Origin of the sequence: Streptomyces sp. NPDC059900 (genome assembly GCF_050270335.1) — a bacterium.
Lineage (GTDB): Bacteria > Actinomycetota > Actinomycetes > Streptomycetales > Streptomycetaceae > Streptomyces.
Genome location: NZ_JBNNJZ010000031.1, coordinates 1 through 14,498, shown reverse-complemented (window position 1 = coordinate 14,498; position 14,498 = coordinate 1). Strand labels below are relative to the sequence as shown.

General features: G+C 71.3%; 15 protein-coding genes. 6 read left to right on the top strand and 9 right to left on the bottom strand.

The genetic code is table 11. The features are described 5' to 3' along the window. Positions 1–211: 211 nt before the first annotated feature. The 6 genes from ACQKIP_RS07630 to ACQKIP_RS07605 are packed head-to-tail and all read left to right on the top strand — an operon-like array spanning position 212 to position 6,303. Positions 212–1,603: an MFS transporter gene (locus tag ACQKIP_RS07630; RefSeq protein WP_365855062.1), complete on the top strand. Its 1,392-nt coding sequence runs from the start codon at positions 212–214 to the stop codon at positions 1,601–1,603. Then, positions 1,600–3,351: a dihydroxyacetone kinase family protein gene (locus ACQKIP_RS07625; RefSeq protein ID WP_365855060.1), complete on the top strand. Its 1,752-nt coding sequence runs from the start codon at positions 1,600–1,602 to the stop codon at positions 3,349–3,351. The genes ACQKIP_RS07630 and ACQKIP_RS07625 overlap by 4 nt, the downstream gene beginning before the upstream one ends. A gap of 33 nt (positions 3,352–3,384) precedes the next feature. Then, positions 3,385–3,846, top strand: a complete 462-nt coding sequence (locus ACQKIP_RS07620; RefSeq protein WP_361185680.1) for a ribose-5-phosphate isomerase — start codon at positions 3,385–3,387, stop codon at positions 3,844–3,846. Further along, positions 3,846–4,616, top strand: a complete 771-nt coding sequence (locus tag ACQKIP_RS07615; protein WP_365855058.1) for a triose-phosphate isomerase family protein — start codon at positions 3,846–3,848, stop codon at positions 4,614–4,616. Before ACQKIP_RS07620 ends, ACQKIP_RS07615 begins: the two co-directional genes overlap by 1 nt. Further along, positions 4,616–5,428, top strand: a complete 813-nt coding sequence (locus ACQKIP_RS07610) for a sugar phosphate isomerase/epimerase family protein (RefSeq protein WP_365855056.1) — start codon at positions 4,616–4,618, stop codon at positions 5,426–5,428. Before ACQKIP_RS07615 ends, ACQKIP_RS07610 begins: the two co-directional genes overlap by 1 nt. Continuing rightward, positions 5,428–6,303 carry a phosphogluconate dehydrogenase C-terminal domain-containing protein gene (locus ACQKIP_RS07605; protein ID WP_365855054.1) on the top strand — a complete coding sequence of 292 codons (876 nt, stop codon included), beginning with the start codon at positions 5,428–5,430 and terminating at the stop codon, positions 6,301–6,303. The genes ACQKIP_RS07610 and ACQKIP_RS07605 overlap by 1 nt, the downstream gene beginning before the upstream one ends. A gap of 12 nt (positions 6,304–6,315) precedes the next feature. Here the strand turns inward: ACQKIP_RS07605 and ACQKIP_RS07600 are convergent, their stop codons facing one another. The 9 genes from ACQKIP_RS07600 to ACQKIP_RS07560 form a co-directional block, all read right to left on the bottom strand. Continuing rightward, complete coding sequence (locus ACQKIP_RS07600; RefSeq protein ID WP_365855052.1) at positions 6,316–7,410, bottom strand: mechanosensitive ion channel family protein; 1,095 nt, start codon at positions 7,408–7,410, stop codon at positions 6,316–6,318. A 161-nt stretch (positions 7,411–7,571) separates the two neighbouring features. After that, entirely contained in the window at positions 7,572–8,384 is an 813-nt protein-coding gene (locus ACQKIP_RS07595; protein WP_365855049.1) for an SAM-dependent methyltransferase, read from the bottom strand. 81 nt (positions 8,385–8,465) lie between these two features. Next, positions 8,466–9,203, bottom strand: coding sequence for a maleate cis-trans isomerase family protein (locus ACQKIP_RS07590; protein WP_365855781.1), 738 nt, complete (start codon positions 9,201–9,203; stop codon positions 8,466–8,468). A gap of 80 nt (positions 9,204–9,283) precedes the next feature. Beyond that, the gene (locus ACQKIP_RS07585; RefSeq protein WP_365855047.1) at positions 9,284–9,784 is read right to left on the bottom strand and encodes a MarR family winged helix-turn-helix transcriptional regulator; all 501 of its coding nucleotides are present in this window, start codon (positions 9,782–9,784) and stop codon (positions 9,284–9,286) included. A 39-nt stretch (positions 9,785–9,823) separates the two neighbouring features. Then, entirely contained in the window at positions 9,824–10,672 is an 849-nt protein-coding gene (locus ACQKIP_RS07580) for an alpha/beta fold hydrolase (RefSeq protein WP_365855045.1), read from the bottom strand. Next, entirely contained in the window at positions 10,669–11,322 is a 654-nt protein-coding gene (locus ACQKIP_RS07575) for an isochorismatase family protein (protein WP_365855043.1), read from the bottom strand. The genes ACQKIP_RS07580 and ACQKIP_RS07575 overlap by 4 nt, the downstream gene beginning before the upstream one ends. Next, on the bottom strand, positions 11,319–11,993 hold the full coding sequence (locus ACQKIP_RS07570; protein ID WP_365855041.1) for an SRPBCC family protein: 675 nt from the start codon (positions 11,991–11,993) through the stop codon (positions 11,319–11,321). Before ACQKIP_RS07570 ends, ACQKIP_RS07575 begins: the two co-directional genes overlap by 4 nt. Next, positions 11,993–12,517 carry a (2Fe-2S)-binding protein gene (locus ACQKIP_RS07565; protein WP_365855039.1) on the bottom strand — a complete coding sequence of 175 codons (525 nt, stop codon included), beginning with the start codon at positions 12,515–12,517 and terminating at the stop codon, positions 11,993–11,995. Before ACQKIP_RS07565 ends, ACQKIP_RS07570 begins: the two co-directional genes overlap by 1 nt. Then, positions 12,514–14,498: xanthine dehydrogenase family protein molybdopterin-binding subunit (locus ACQKIP_RS07560; RefSeq protein WP_427742462.1), on the bottom strand; the 1,985-nt coding region annotated here is incomplete at its 5' end. The genes ACQKIP_RS07560 and ACQKIP_RS07565, both read right to left, overlap by 4 nt.

The following is a 14,498-nucleotide window of genomic DNA, read 5'->3' as shown; positions in this document are numbered from 1 at the left end:
CGTATACCTCTCGCCGCCTGCTGTTTGTCAAGGGTTCAACGACTCCGGCGTCTGCGACATTCGCCACTTTGGTAAATTGGTGACCAATTTGAAAATCGGGCCTAGCGTGAACTCCAGACCGGCCCCGGCGTGGCCGCCCCCGCTGCCCCCGCCGCCTGCCGAGAGTGACCCAGACCGGACAAAGCCGTCCGGCGAGCCGAGGAGTCGCCACATGCCTGCCAGCGCAGCGCCCCCCGCAGCACCGGTGACGAGACAAGCCGTCGAGAAATCGGCGATCAGGAAGGTCTCGACCCGTCTCGTTCCCTTCGTGGCCCTGATGTTCTTCGTGAACTACCTGGACCGCACCGCCGTCTCCTTCGCGGAACCCAACGGGATGGGCCAGGACCTGGCGCTCACCGCCGCGCAGTTCGGCTTCGCCTCCGGGATCTTCTTCCTCGGATACATCGTTCTCGAAGTCCCCAGCAACATGGCCCTGCACCGCTTCGGCGCCCGTCGCTGGCTGGCCCGCATCATGGTGACCTGGGGCGTCGTATCGCTCCTCTTCACCTGGGTGAACAGCAGCACCGAGCTCTACGCCCTGCGCTTCCTGCTCGGCGTCGCGGAGGCCGGCTTCTTCCCCGGAGCGATCCTCTTCCTCAGCCAGTGGGTGCCCAGCCGCCACCGCACCAAGATCCTCGGCCTCTTCTATCTGGCCCAGCCGCTGACCACGGTCTTCGGCGCCCCGCTCGCGGGCTGGCTGATCGGCCACCACGGCCTGTTCGGCCTCGAGGGCTGGCGCGTGATGTTCCTCTTCGTCTCCGTCCCCGCGATCCTGCTCGGCGTCATCGCCTGGTTCTATCTGATCGACCGCCCGGCCGATGCCAAGTGGCTCACCCCGGAGGAGAAGACCTGGCTCACCGGGGAACTGGCCGCGGAGAACGCCCGGAAGACCGGCCACGAGAGCCCTGAAGGCAAGCACGCCAAGGGCGACCTGAAGGCCGCGTTCACCAACGGCCGCGTCTGGACCCTCGCCGTCGTCTACTTCGGCTTCATCTACGGCCTCTACGCCCTCGCGTTCTTCCTGCCGACCATCATCAACGGCTTCCAGGACCAGTACGGCACCACGTTCAGCGTGATGGACAAGGCCTGGATCACTGCGATCCCCTACCTCCCGGCGGCGATCGTCCTCTACTTCTGGACGCGGCACGCCACCCGCAGGGGCACCCGCACCTGGCACATCGCGGGGCCCGCGGTCGTCGGCGGCGTCACCATCCCGCCGGCCCTCTACATGGGCTCGCCCACGGCCACCGTCGCCGTCATCACCGTCACCGCGTGTGCGATCTTCGCCGCCCTGCCGGTCTTCTGGTCGGTGCCGTCCCGGTTCCTCACCGGCGCCGCCGCGGCGGCGGGCATCGCCCTGATCAACACCGCGGGCAACATCGCGGGCTTCGCCTCCAGCTACATCACCGGCTGGCTGAAGGACCTGAGCGGCGCCTACTACCTGCCGCTCTACCTCGTCGGCTTCTTCATGCTGCTCTCCGCCGCCCTGATGATCCGGCTCGGCGCCCGCGGCGGGGCCGACGCAGAGCCGGCAGTCCACGAGCCGACGGAGGCCAAGCGATGACCCGCCTGCACAACGACCCCGCCGCATTCGCCGACGAGGCGCTCGAAGGGTTCACCGCGGCCCACGCCCGCTGGGTGCGCTCCGTGCCGGGCGGCGTCGTCCGCGCGACGCCGGGGACACCCGGCCAGGTCGCGGTCGTCATCGGCGGCGGCTCCGGCCACTACCCGGCCTTCTCCGGCCTGGTCGGCCAGGGCCTCGCCCACGGAGCCGCCGTCGGCAACGTCTTCGCCTCGCCCTCCGCCCAGCAGATACGCAACGTCGCCAAGGCCGCCCACCGCGGCGGCGGGGTGCTCCTCATGTACGGCAACTACGCGGGCGACGTCCTGCACTTCGGCCAGGCGGCCGAGCGGCTGCGGGGCGAGGGCATCGACACCTCTGCCGTCGCCGTCACCGACGACGTGGCAAGCGCCGACCCCGAGGAGTCGGCCAGGCGGCGCGGCATCGCGGGCGACCTGCCCGTCTTCAAGGCGGCCGCCGCGGCAGCGGAACAGGGCCACCCGCTGGCCGGGGTGGTCCGTGTCGCCGAGCACGCGAACTCCCGTACCCGCTCCTTCGGCATCGCCTTCTCCGGCTGCACCCTGCCCGGCGCCGAAGAACCCCTGTTCACCGTCCCCGGGGGGCGGATGGCCGTCGGCCTCGGCATCCACGGCGAACCCGGCATCGACGAGCGGCCCGTGCCGAGCGCGGACGAGGCCGCCGAACTGCTCGTCTCCACGCTCCTCAAGGAACTCCCGGAAGGAATACAGGAGTTGCGGGGGCAGCGCGCCGCCGTCATCCTCAACGGCCTGGGCTCCGTGAAGTACGAGGAGCTGTTCGTCGTCTATCGCAGGGTCGCCTCGCTCCTCGCCGAAGCGGGCGTCGAACCCGTCGAACCCGAGGTCGGCGAGCTGGTCACCAGCTTCGACATGGCGGGCGTCTCGCTCACCCTGACCTGGCTCGACGACGAACTCGAAGCACTGTGGACGGCCCCCGCCGACACCCCCGCGTACCGCAAGGGCACGGTCACCGCCCCCGCCGGCGACACCTCGTACCAGGACGGGGACGAGAGCGGTCTCGACGACATCTACGTCAGCGACGCCGTCCTGCCCGAAGCCACCGACGCCTCCCGCCGCGCCGCCGCCACCGCCCTCGAAGCCTTGCGGGCCATCAGGGACACCGTCGAGGAGCACGCCGGTGAACTCGGCCGCATCGACGCCGTCGCGGGCGACGGGGACCACGGCATCGGCATGCGGCGCGGCTCGCTCGGCGCCTGTGAAGCAGCCGCGCGGGCCAAGGAGTCGGGCGCCGGAGCGCAGTCCCTGCTGACCCTCGCGGGCGACGCCTGGGCCGACAAGGCGGGCGGCACGTCCGGCGCCCTGTGGGGCGTGATCCTGCGGTCCGTCGGCGCCGCGCTCGGCGACACCGCGCGCCCCGACGCCGCCGCCCTCGCGCACGGCGTACGAGAAGCCTCCGAGGGCGTGACGGCGCTCGGCGGCGCGCAGGTGGGCGACAAGACGATGGTCGACGTCCTGGTGCCGCTCGCCGAGACCCTCGGCGCGCAGGTCACCGCCGGTGCCGACCTCGCCACCGCGTGGGACGCCGCCGCCACCGCCGCCGAGCAAGCAGCCAGGGACACGGCGCGGCTCCTGCCCCGGATGGGCCGCGCACGGCCGCACGCCGAGAAGTCCCTGGGCACCGTCGACGCGGGCGCCCACTCCCTCGCCCTGATCGCCCGCGCCGTGCACGGCGTTCTCACCCACCGCAGCTGAGCGTCACCACCACCGCAGTTAAGGAAAAGAGCCATGACCGAGAAGCTCCGTGTCGTCGTCGGCTGCGACGACGCCGGCTACCAGTACAAGGAAGCCCTCAAGCAGGACCTGAGGGGCAGTGACCTGGTCGCGTCCGTCACCGACGTGGGCGTGGACGCCGACGGGCACACCGCCTACCCCAAGGTCGCCATCGCCGCCGCCGAGATGATCGCGCGCGGCGAGGCCGACCGCGCCCTCCTGGTGTGCGGCACCGGGCTCGGCGTCGCGATCGCCGCCAACAAGGTCAAGGGGGTACGGGCGGTCACCGCGCACGACTCGTTCTCCGTGGAGCGCGCGATCCTCTCCAACAACGCCCAGGTGCTCACCTTTGGGCAGCGTGTCGTCGGCATCGAACTGGCCCGCCGCCTCGCCGCCGAGTGGCTGACCTACCGCTTCGACGAGACCTCGCCGTCCGCCGCCAAGGTGCAGCTGATGAGCGACTACGAGGCCGCCTGATGCCGTCCCGCCCGGTCACCATCGGCGTGAGCCTGAAGATGTACTTCGGGCACACCCAGACCCTCAACTGGGCCCGCCGCCTGGCCCGCACGGCCGACCTGCACCCGGCCGTCACCGGCGGCGCGGCCCGCCTCTTCGTCCTGCCCGCGTTCCCCGCGATCGTCCCGGTCGCCGGGATCCTGGCCGGGTCCGGCGTCGCGGTCGGCGCCCAGGACATCGCCACCGAGGACGCCGGCCCCTACACCGGTGAGGTCTCGGGTCCCTCCCTCAAGGAGATCGGCTGCCGTTACGCCGAGGTCGGCCATGCCGAGCGCCGCCGCCTCTACGGCGAGGGCGACACCGTCGTCGCGGCCAAGACGGCCGCCGCCCTGCGCAACGGCCTCACGCCGGTGCTCTGCGTCGGCGAACTCGACCCCGTCACCCCGGACGAGGCAGCCCGCCGCACCGTCGCCGAAGCCGAACGGCTGCTGCACGGAGCCACCGGCGAAGTCGTCCTCGCCTACGAGCCGCAGTGGGCGATCGGCGCCGCCGAGCCCGCGTCCGCCGCGCACATCACCACGGTGTGCGCGGCCCTGACCCGCTGGCTCGACGAGCACCCCGCGCACACCGGCTCGACCGTCATCTACGGCGGCAGCGCGGGCCCCGGCCTGCTCACCCGCCTCGGCCCGGACGTCGGCGGCCTCTTCCTGGGCCGCTTCGCCCACGACCCGGCCGCCGTCGAGTCCATCCTCGACGAGGTGCTCGACAGCTCCCGCGCGCAGGTGGCGTGATGGCCTACGGCATCAGCACCTACGCCTACTTCTGGCGCATCTCCGAGCGCGCCCCGCGCCCCATGACGCTGCCGGACATGCTGCGCGACACCCGCGCCCTGGGCGGCGAGGTCTTCCAGATCTGCGACTACCCCGAGATCGAGACCTACGACGCGGCGCAGCTCGCCGAGGTCCGCGCCCTCGCCGACGACCTCGGCCTCGAGCTGGAGCTCGGAACCCGCGGCGTACGACCGGACCACCTGCTCAAATACCTGGCCATCGCGGGGCAGTTGGGCGTCACGCTCGTCCGCTCCATGATGAACACCGCCACCCACCGGCCCACACCCGCCGAGGCCGTCGCGCTGCTCGGCGAGTCCGTGCCCGCGTACGAAACAGCCGGAGTGACGCTCGGCCTGGAGACGTACGAGCAGGTCTCCACGGACGACCTCCTCACCGTCGTCCGCGGTGTCGCAAGCCCCCGCCTCGGCGTCGTCCTGGACCCCGGCAACAGCGTGGCCCGCCTGGAGCGCCCCGCCGACGTGGTCGCGGCCACCGCGCCGTACGTCGTGAACATCCACGTCAAGGACTTCGCCTTCACCCGCCGCGACGGCTGGGTCGGCTTCACCTACGCCGGCGCCCCGCTCGGCACCGGCCTCCTCGACCACGACGGCATGATCGCCGCGGTCGAGGAGGCCCGCGCACCGGGCGCCCCCGGCGTGAACCAGATCGTGGAGCACTGGCTCCCGTGGCAGGACGGCGGCTTCGACGCCACCGCCCGGCTCGAAGACCAGTGGACGCAACACAGCATCAGCACACTTCTGAGGAGCGAGTAATGGCCACCGAGATCAACACCGAGGTCGACGTGCAGACCGTCGCCGTCATCGGGGCCGCCGGCAAGATGGGCCAGCGTGTCTCCGACAACCTGGTGAAGAGCGACTTCCGGGTCCTCTTCTCCGAGGCGTCCGCCAAGGGCCAGGAGCTCATCCGCGGCCTCGGCCGCGAACTGACCGGGTCCGCCGACGCCGTCGCGGAGGCGGACGTCGTGATCCTCGCCGTCCCGGACGTCGTGCTCGGCACCGTCTCCGCCGAACTCGTCCCGCTGATGCGGCCGGGCGCCGTCGTCCTCACCCTCGACCCGGCCGCCGCCTACGCGGGCCTGCTCTTCGAGCGCGACGACGTCCACTACGCGTGCGCCCACCCCTGCCACCCGTCCGTCTTCCTGGAGCGCACCACCAAGGAGGAGTGGCAGGACACCTTCGGCGGGATCGCCGCGCCCCAGGAGGTCGTCGCCGCCTACGAAGGCGGCGACGAGGACAAGCGCGAACTCGCCGACTCGGTGATCCGCGTGATGTACGCGCCGGTCGTCGACGTGCACTGGGTGAGCGTCAAGCAGCTCGCCGTCCTGGAGCCGACCCTCGTGGAGACCATCGCTTGCATGGTCGGCGCGCTGCTCACCGAGGCGCTGCACGAGACCGTGCACACCGTCGGCGTCCCGGAGAAGGCCGCCCGCGCGATGCTGCTGGGCCACACCCAGGTGGCGCTCGCCAACACCCTCAAGGGCTCCAACCCGTTCTCCGACGCCTGCCTGATCGCGATGGACTACGGCCGTGAGTCGATCGTGCGCGAGGACTGGAAGAAGGTCTTCGACGACGAGGAGCTCGACAAGGTCATCACCCGCATGCTGAAGATCAAGGAGATCAAGCGCTGATCCGTGCGCGGGTCACGGCACCGGCTTCGTCACCGGTGCCGCGGCCTCCCGCTGATGCGGGATCAGGCCCGGCGGCAGCTCGCCCTGCTGGACGTTCACCGTCCTGACCGGGGCGGGCACCCGGATGCCCTCGGCGCGGTAGCGCTGGTGGAGCTGCTTGATGAACTCGTGCTTGATGCGGTACTGGTCGCTGAACTCGCCCACGCCCAGTATCACCGTGAAGCTGATCCTGGAGTCGCCGAAGGTGTGGAAGCGCACGGCGGGTTCGTGCTCGGGAAGGGCGCCGTCGACGTCCTTCATGACGCTCTCCACGACCTCGGTGGTGATCCGCTCGACCTGCTCCAGATCACTGTCGTAGCTGACACCGACCTGGACCATGATGGACAGGTCCTGCTCGGGGCGGCTGAAGTTGGTCATGTTCGTGCCCGCGAGCTGGGCGTTGGGGATGATGACGAGGTTGTTCGACAGCTGACGCACCACCGTGTTGCGCCAGTTGATGTCGACGACGTAGCCCTCCTCGCCGCTGCTGAGCTTGATGTAGTCGCCCGGCTGCACCGTCTTCGCGGCGAGGATGTGCACGCCCGCGAAGAGGTTGGCCAGGGTGTCCTGGAGGGCCAGGGCCACCGCGAGACCGCCGACGCCCAGGGCCGTGAGCAGCGGGGCGATGGAGACGCCGAGCGTCTGCAGGACGACGAGGAAGCCCATCGCGAGCACGACGACACGGGTGATGTTGACGAAGATCGTCGCCGAGCCCGCGACGCCCGACCGGGACTGCGCGACGGACTTGACCAGGGTGGTGACCACGCGGGCCGCCGTCAGCGTCGCGGCGAGGACGAGCAGGGCCGTCAGCGTCATCGAGACGTTGCGGCCGGTCCTCGGCGTCAGCGGGAGCGCCGCCGCGGCGACGGCCGCGCCGGCGGTGATCGCCGCGCAGGGGACCAGCGTGCGCACGGCGTCGACGATGACGTCGTCGCCGCTCCACCGGGTGCGGCTGGCCCGCTCACCGAGCCACCGCAGGATCATGCGCAGCAGCAGACCCGCCGCGATGCCTACGGCCACCGCTATTCCGGCGGTGATCAGGTCGTGCCATGTGAGGGCTCGCTCCATCAGTTCATTCTCCAGGTGTGCGGGCGCACCGGACACATGTTCGCGGTCCGGCGCGAGCGTCATCCTGCCCCATGGGTGCGGCACCGTTGCCGGGGGCCCGCGCCAAGCCTGCCGTCAACCGGCCCGGCGCAGGGCGATTTCAGACATCCCGTGCACTGGTCCTACGGCTTGCGTGCCACCCCCGCGTACATCGACACCGGCGTCCCGTTCCTGACCTCGTCGACGCCGAGTTCCGGATGCCAGTCCGGCAGCCAGCCGATACCGGGTTCGAGCAGTTCAAGGCCCTCGAAGAACCGCTCCACCTCGCCCCGCGCACGCGGCACGAGCGTGACGCCGCCCGCCTTGTACATGTCCACCGCCTGCCGTGTCCGCACCGGATCGAAGTCGGACGAGATCTGGGACAGGACCAGATGGCTGCCCGGCGCGAGAGCGGCGACGAGCACGTTCACGACGTCGTACGCACCCTCCTCGTCGCTGACGAAGTGCAGCAGCGCGTTCAGCGAAACAGCCACCGGTTCGCTGAAGTCCAGTACGCCCTCGGCCTGTTCGAGGATCTTGTCCGGCTCGCGGGCGTCCGCCTGGAGGAACTCCGTCGCCCCCTCGGGCGTCCCCCGCAGCAGCGCCTCCGCGTGCGCAAGCACGGTCGGGTCGTTGTCCACGTACACCACGCGGGCCTCGGGGGCGGCGGACTGGGCGATGCGGTGGAGGTTCGGCTCGGTGGGGATACCGGCGCCGATGTCCAGAAACTGGCGTATCCCGGCCTGGCCCACCAGATGGCGCGTGGCGCGCTGCATGAACCACCGGTTGTGCCGGGCGTAGTACTTGGCCTGCGGTTCGAGCGACACGATCTGCTGCCCGAGCTCCACGTCCACCGGGTAGTGGTCCTCGCCGCCCAGGTACCAGTCGTAGACCCGGGCTGGATGTGCCTTGCTGGTGTCGATCGGGTGCGTGGCGGGCGGCGGGATCGCGGTCATGCGTCAACTCCCAGAAGATCGGCGGGCGTTCAGACGGCCTTCGCGTGCTGGTGGCCATCGTGCCCGCTCGGCCCACCGCGCTCAAGAACCACCCGGGCCCCGCAGCAGGCTGCCCGCGCCCGGCACATGTGGCTCCACGCCCAGCTCGGTCAGGATCCGGTAGGCCGTCGCGGTGGCCGCCGACAGGACGGGCAGCCCCGCCGTGTCCTCCACCGCCTGGACCGACGCCAGCGAAGGCATCTGCACACAGGCCGAGAGGACGAGCGCGTCCGCGCGGCGCAGGTCCACGCGCCGCCAGTGCTCGCGCAGGTCGGCGGGGTCGAGCCGGGCGACCGCCAGATTGTCCGGCACCTCCAGGCTGAGCGCGTCCACGACCTCGACCCCGGTGTCCTCGATGTAGTCCGCCACAAGGCGCGTCAGGGGCTTCATGTACGGGGTGATGATCGCGACCCGCGAGGCTCCGAGCGCCTTGATGCCGTCGAGCAGGGCGCCCGCGCTGGAGACCACCGGCGCCAGTGCGCCCTCGGAGCGCAGGGCCGCGGTGATCTCGTCCTCCGCCGTGCAGTGGTGTCCCGGCCCCTGCGCCATGATCGCGACCAGGCAGGCGGTGGCGACCACATCGGGCCTGGCATCGGCGAGTTCGAGCGCGGCGCGCTCGGTCTGCGCGTTCATCGCCTTCAGCTGCTCGGGCGTCACGTGCTTCATGCGCATCCGGCTGCTGTGGAAGACGAACCGGTCCTGCGGCGCCACGGACTCGCGGTCGCGCAGCATCCGCGGCAGCTCCGTCTCCATCGTCAGATTCGAGCTGGGCACGATCATGCCGATGTGGTGGTCGGTCGCTGTCGTCGCGGTCACTGCCACGGGATCCTCCGGATGTTCTCGTACGGCGATGCGTACGGCTATGAGTCCTCGGTCAGCCCCTCCCAGTGATCGGCGAGGGACGTGAGGAGATGCATGACTTCTTCGCGCCGCTCGGCGCCGAACGGCTCCAGGAGCCGCTCGTCGAGCTCACGGGCGCGACGGTTGGAGTCGTGGAGGGTGCGCTCACCCTCCTCGGTCAGATAGAGCAGCTTGCGGCGGCCGTCGTCGGCGGCCGTCCTGCGCAGAAGCAGCCCCCGGTTCTCCAGTCGGCGCGCCACGTCCGCCATCGTCGACGTGTCCAGGGCCACCGCCGACGCCATCGACCGCTGGTCGCGGCCGGGCGAGGCGTCCACCGCCTGAAGGACGGCGAACTGCGGCCCGGTGAGTGTCGGGTCCACCGCGCGGATCCAGACCGCGAGATAGGCCTGGTACAGGCGCCGGACCTGGTATCCGGGGGCGGCCGTGAGGGCGGCGGGCGGCCCGGGCTGCCCGGACGTGGCGGCCGTCGCAGCCGTCGTGGTGGAGGTTTCGTCAGCCATGGGGCCCACTTAAGCACGGGTATTGATCGGTTCGGACCGTCAGGTCAGCATCGGGCGCAGCGCCTCGCGCAGGGCGGCCACGGCGGCGCTGCTGCTGTCCCAGAACAGCATGTGACCGGCGTCCGGGACGCCGCGGAGCACGGCCGCGGGGTGCAGCCGCGCGGCCTCGGCGGCGCCCGCCGCGGTGACGACGGGGCTGTCCGCGCCGTACAGGAGTGCCGTGGGGCCCGGCACGGAGGGCCACCAGTCGAAGAAGTCCTCGGACTCGAAGCCGCGGTGCGTGGCCCTGACCGCCTCCGCGTCGCAGCTCGCGAGCCAGCGGGCCCGCAGCTCCTGCTCCCTGCGCGGCCAGCGCGGCCAGGCCAGGGCCACCTCGTCGGCGTCGGTGCCGCGCGTGGCCTGCGCCATCTGGTCGAGGAAGGCCGCCAGCGGTGTCGGATAGGGCCCGCGTCCGGGGCCGCTCATCGGCGGGTCGCCCAGCACCGTGCCGCGCAGCGCGACCTTGCCGCGGACCGCGGTCACCGCGGCGATGCGCGCGCCCATGGAGTGCCCGAACAGGACGGGGCGGTCGAGGCCGAGCCCCGTGACGACGGCTTCGACGTCCTCGGCGTACTCCTCCAGTGCGTAGGAGCCGCCGCCGTCGGAGAGCCCGCGCCCCCGGACGTCGAGCACCAACGGCCTTACCTCATCGACCAGTTCGCGTACCACGAAGTCCATCGTGACGGCGGGGCTCGTGATGCCGGGCAGGACGAGAAGCGGGACGCCGGGGCCGCCGTAGTCCAGGACGTGCAGGCGCGTGGCGCCCGAGCGGACCCAGCGGCTGGTGGCGGGGATGTCGGCCAGGTCGGCGAGGGCCGACTGCGGCAGGCAGCGGTCGGGCGGGGTCATGCGTTCCTCCTGGAGAGGGCTTCGAGGTAGGCGGTCGATTCCTTGAGGTCGATGACGTCGCCGTACTTGGCCTGGATGTCGAAGAGACTCGCCTCGTGCGGTCCGGCCGCACGATCGCCGACGCACGCGCGCGGCACGAGCACCGAGAACCCGCTCTGCACGGCATCGACCGCCGTAGCCCGTACGCAGCCGCTGGTCGTCGCCCCGCACACCAGGACCGTGTCGCAGCCCAGACCGGTGAGCAGGGCGGCGAGCGAGGTGCCGAAGAAGGCCGAAGCGCCCTTCTTCACCACCATCAAGTCCTGCGGTTCGCGGAGGAGTCGGGGATCGAGCGCCACCTCCTCGCTGCCCTCGACCAGGGATCGCATGCCCTGCGCCTTGTGCAGCCAGGTGACGGCGTCGCCGGTGGCCTCGGCGGGGGTGTAGGAGATCGCGGTGAAGATGACGGGCACGCCTGCCGGGCGTCCGCTGTCGATCAGCTCGCCGACCGCGCCCACCACGTCGGTCAGGTCCGCGCCCGAGGGGAAGCCGTCCTCGGTGAAGCCGCGGGTGAGGTCGACGACCAGGATCGCGGGGCGGCTGCCCCTGCGTACGGGGGCGCCGAATCCGGCTCGTTCGTAGGTGCGGTCGGTCTCCTGGCCGTAGGTCACGATGCCCTCCTCAGCGCGCGCAACTCCCTTGCCTGTGCGCCGAGCCGGCCCAGAAGCCAGCCCTCGAAGAGGCCGAAGGCGAAGGCTCCCGCGACCACGCCGTACTTGGCGGCGGCCGGACCGAGCAGCATGGAGAGACCGTCGAGTTCGTCCTGTGCCGGGGCTGCGGGGCCGGCGGCGGCGCGGGGAGCCGTGGAGGGAAGGCCGGCCGGAGCGGCCGGTGACCGGTCCTGGTCGAGCAGGCTCCCCAGGTTCTGCGCGAACTGCTGGAGGATGCGGTCGGAGACCGTCGCGATGGCGCCCTTCCCGAACTGCGCGATCTTGCCGCGGATCAGCAGATCCGTGGAGATCTGGAGCAGCGCGCCCTCCGGCGCCGCGAGCACGTCGAGCGCGACCTCGGCCTCCGCGTCGCCGCTCCCGTGGGTGTCGGCCCCGCGCGCCTGGACCCGGAGCCGCCGCCCCTGCGGGTCGACCTCGAGGAAGCGGACCGTACCGGCGTACGCGGCGCTGATCGGGCCGACCTTGATCTTGACGGAGCCCTGCCAGGCGTCCCCCTCGCGTCCGTCGAGCGCGGCGCCCGGCATGCACGAGGCGACCCGCTCGACGTCGTTCATCAGGGCGAAGACCTCGTCCGGCGAGGCTTTGACCGGGACCGAGTTGGTGAGCTGCATCAGCACTCCTTGGGGCAGCGCCGGGCGACGGCGCATCCGTCGATCGCCTCGACGATGGTCTGGTAGCCGGTGCACCGGCAGAGATTGGCGGCGACGACCTCACGGATCTCGTCCTTGGTCGCCTCGGGCCGCTCGGCGAGGAATCCCTCGGCGAGCATCAGGAAGCCGGGGGTGCAGAAGCCGCACTGCAATCCGTGGTGTTCGCTGAACGCCGCCTGGAGATCGCTCAGTTCGGGACCGTCCGACAGTGACTCGACGGTCCGGATCCGGGCTCCCTCGGCCTGCGCCGCGAACATCAGACACGCCCGTACGGGCCGGTCGTCGACCAGGACCGTGCACGCGCCGCAGATGCCGTGCTCGCAGCCGACGTGGGTGCCGGTCAGGCGCAGATCGTGCCGGAGCACGTCCACCAGGGTGCGGCGCGGCTCGGTGATCACTTCGTGCCGCAGGCCGTTGACGTCGAGGGTGAGCAGCAGCGGGTCGCAGGTGCTGCCGGTGTGGGTCAGGCCGCTGGTGTCGGTCATGAGGACAGCTCCAGGTTCAGGGCGCGGTGCACCGTCTCCGGGGTGACGGGGGTGTGGTCGAGTTCGACGCCCGTGGGCCGGAGCGCGTCGTTGACGGCGTTGAGCACGGCGGCCGGCGCCCCGATCGTGCCGCCCTCGCCCGCGCCCTTCGCGCCGGTCTCGGTGAACGCGCACGGCGTCTCCAGGTGGTGGATCAGCACGTCGGGGATCTCGTGGGCGGTGGGCACCTTGTAGTCCATGAAGCTGGTCGCCGACGGTTCGCCCTGCGCGTCGTACGTCACCTGCTCGAAGAGCGCTCCGGCGATGCCCTGCGCGATACCGCCCCGGCACTGCCCCTCCACGACCTGCGGATTGATCGCCACCCCGCAGTCCTCCACGCAGACGTAGCGCAGGATCTCCACCTGCCCGGTGCCTTCGTGGAGTTCGACGACCACGCCGTGGGTGGCGTTGGAGAAGGTGCCGTCGTTGAAGACGTCGAACGTGGCGGTGGCGCTCAGGCCCGGCTCGATGTCCTTGGGCAGCAAGTGCGCCCGGAGATAGGCGACATCGGCCAGCTCGGCGTAGGTGAGCAGCCTGCCGTCACGCCGGTGCCGCACGCCACCGACCGTGATCTCCACCTCGTCGGGGCCGGCCTGCCAGCGCGCAGCCGCGATCCGGCGCAGCTTCTCGCCGAGCTTCGCCGCCGCGCGGCGCACCGCGCTGCCGCCCACCGTGATGGAGCGGCTCGCGAAGGTGCCCCAGCCGTAGGTGATGCGCTCGGTGTCACCCTGATGGAGTTTCACCTTGCCGATATCCAGGCCCAGTTCGTCGGAGACGATCTGCGCCATCGTCGTCTCGTGGCTCTGCCCGTGGCTCATCGTGCCGGTGGTGACGGTCACCGCGCCGCTGGTGTCCATCCGGACCTCGGAGATGTCGAAGCCGGGGACGACCCGCATCTTGCGCTGGGCGAACGCCTTGGAGCCGTACCCGGTGCGTTCGCTGAAGCAGGCGTAGCCGATGCCGATGTGCCGCCCGCGCGCCGCCGCCTGCGAGCGCTTCTCGTACCAGCCCTCGTCCTTGACGAGCCGCTCGCACAGGTCCAGGGACTCCAGGTAGGAGCCCGGGTCGTACGTGATGCCGTTGACGCCGGTGTAGGGGAACTCGGTGATGACGTTGCGGCGGCGGATCTCGACGGCATCCAGGGCCAGTTCACGGGCGGCCCGCTCGAAGAGGCGCTCCACCACCATCACGTACTGCGGACGGCTCACCCCGCGATACGGAGCGGTGGGCGCCTTGTTGGTGGTGACCGCCCGGCCGCGCACCCGGTAGGCGGGCACCTTGTAGACGCCGGGCATCTCGGCCGACGCCATCAGCGGTTCGATGCCCGCAGTGAACGGATAGCAGGAGTAGGCGCCCATGTCGCACACCACATCGGCGTCCAGGCCCAGGATCCGACCCTCCTCGTCGAAGGCGGCGCGCACGTCGTAGTGCTGTTCGCGGGCGAGGAAGGAGGCGGACAGGGCGTCCTTGCGGTCCTCGATCCACTTCACCGGCCTGCGCAGGCGCAGCGCGGCGGCGGCCGCGGCTATCTCCTCGCGTCCGACGACGCATTTCTGGCCGAAGCCGCCGCCCATGTCGGGCACCACGACCCGCACCGCCCGTTCGTCCAGGCGCAGACAGCGGGCGGCCACCGTCCGTACCTGGTGCGGGACTTGGGTGCAGGTCTGCAGGAGGAGCTGTTCCTCGCGGTCGTCCCAGTGCGCGACGGCGCCGCGCGTCTCCAGGGGGAGGGCGTTCTGGCGGCCGGTGCGCGACGTGACGTGCACGACGCAGGCCGCGGTGTCGAAGATCTCGTCGATGCCGTCCGTGGCGAAGAGCGAGACGTCCACCAGGGTGTTGTGCGCGGCTTCCTCGTGGAGGAGGGGTGCGCCGGGTGCGAGGGCCGCCTCCTCGGAGGTGACGGGCGGCAGGGGCGCGTAGCTCACCTTGGCCGCTTCCAGAC

Bases quoted from the DNA above. Each gene is read 5' to 3' on its own strand.
- ACQKIP_RS07600 (WP_365855052.1), bottom strand. From the start codon at position 7,410: ATGGAGCGAGCCCTCACATGGCACGACCTGATCACCGCCGGAATAGCG.
- ACQKIP_RS07610 (WP_365855056.1), top strand. From the start codon at position 4,616: ATGGCCTACGGCATCAGCACCTACGCCTACTTCTGGCGCATCTCCGAG.
- ACQKIP_RS07580 (WP_365855045.1), bottom strand. From the start codon at position 10,672: ATGACCCCGCCCGACCGCTGCCTGCCGCAGTCGGCCCTCGCCGACCTG.
- ACQKIP_RS07590 (WP_365855781.1), bottom strand. From the start codon at position 9,203: ATGATCGTGCCCAGCTCGAATCTGACGATGGAGACGGAGCTGCCGCGG.
- ACQKIP_RS07620 (WP_361185680.1), top strand. From the start codon at position 3,385: ATGACCGAGAAGCTCCGTGTCGTCGTCGGCTGCGACGACGCCGGCTAC.
- ACQKIP_RS07630 (WP_365855062.1), top strand. From the start codon at position 212: ATGCCTGCCAGCGCAGCGCCCCCCGCAGCACCGGTGACGAGACAAGCC.
- ACQKIP_RS07615 (WP_365855058.1), top strand. From the start codon at position 3,846: ATGCCGTCCCGCCCGGTCACCATCGGCGTGAGCCTGAAGATGTACTTC.
- ACQKIP_RS07605 (WP_365855054.1), top strand. From the start codon at position 5,428: ATGGCCACCGAGATCAACACCGAGGTCGACGTGCAGACCGTCGCCGTC.
- ACQKIP_RS07585 (WP_365855047.1), bottom strand. From the start codon at position 9,784: ATGGCTGACGAAACCTCCACCACGACGGCTGCGACGGCCGCCACGTCC.
- ACQKIP_RS07625 (WP_365855060.1), top strand. From the start codon at position 1,600: ATGACCCGCCTGCACAACGACCCCGCCGCATTCGCCGACGAGGCGCTC.
- ACQKIP_RS07595 (WP_365855049.1), bottom strand. From the start codon at position 8,384: ATGACCGCGATCCCGCCGCCCGCCACGCACCCGATCGACACCAGCAAG.
- ACQKIP_RS07565 (WP_365855039.1), bottom strand. From the start codon at position 12,517: ATGACCGACACCAGCGGCCTGACCCACACCGGCAGCACCTGCGACCCG.
- ACQKIP_RS07570 (WP_365855041.1), bottom strand. From the start codon at position 11,993: ATGCAGCTCACCAACTCGGTCCCGGTCAAAGCCTCGCCGGACGAGGTC.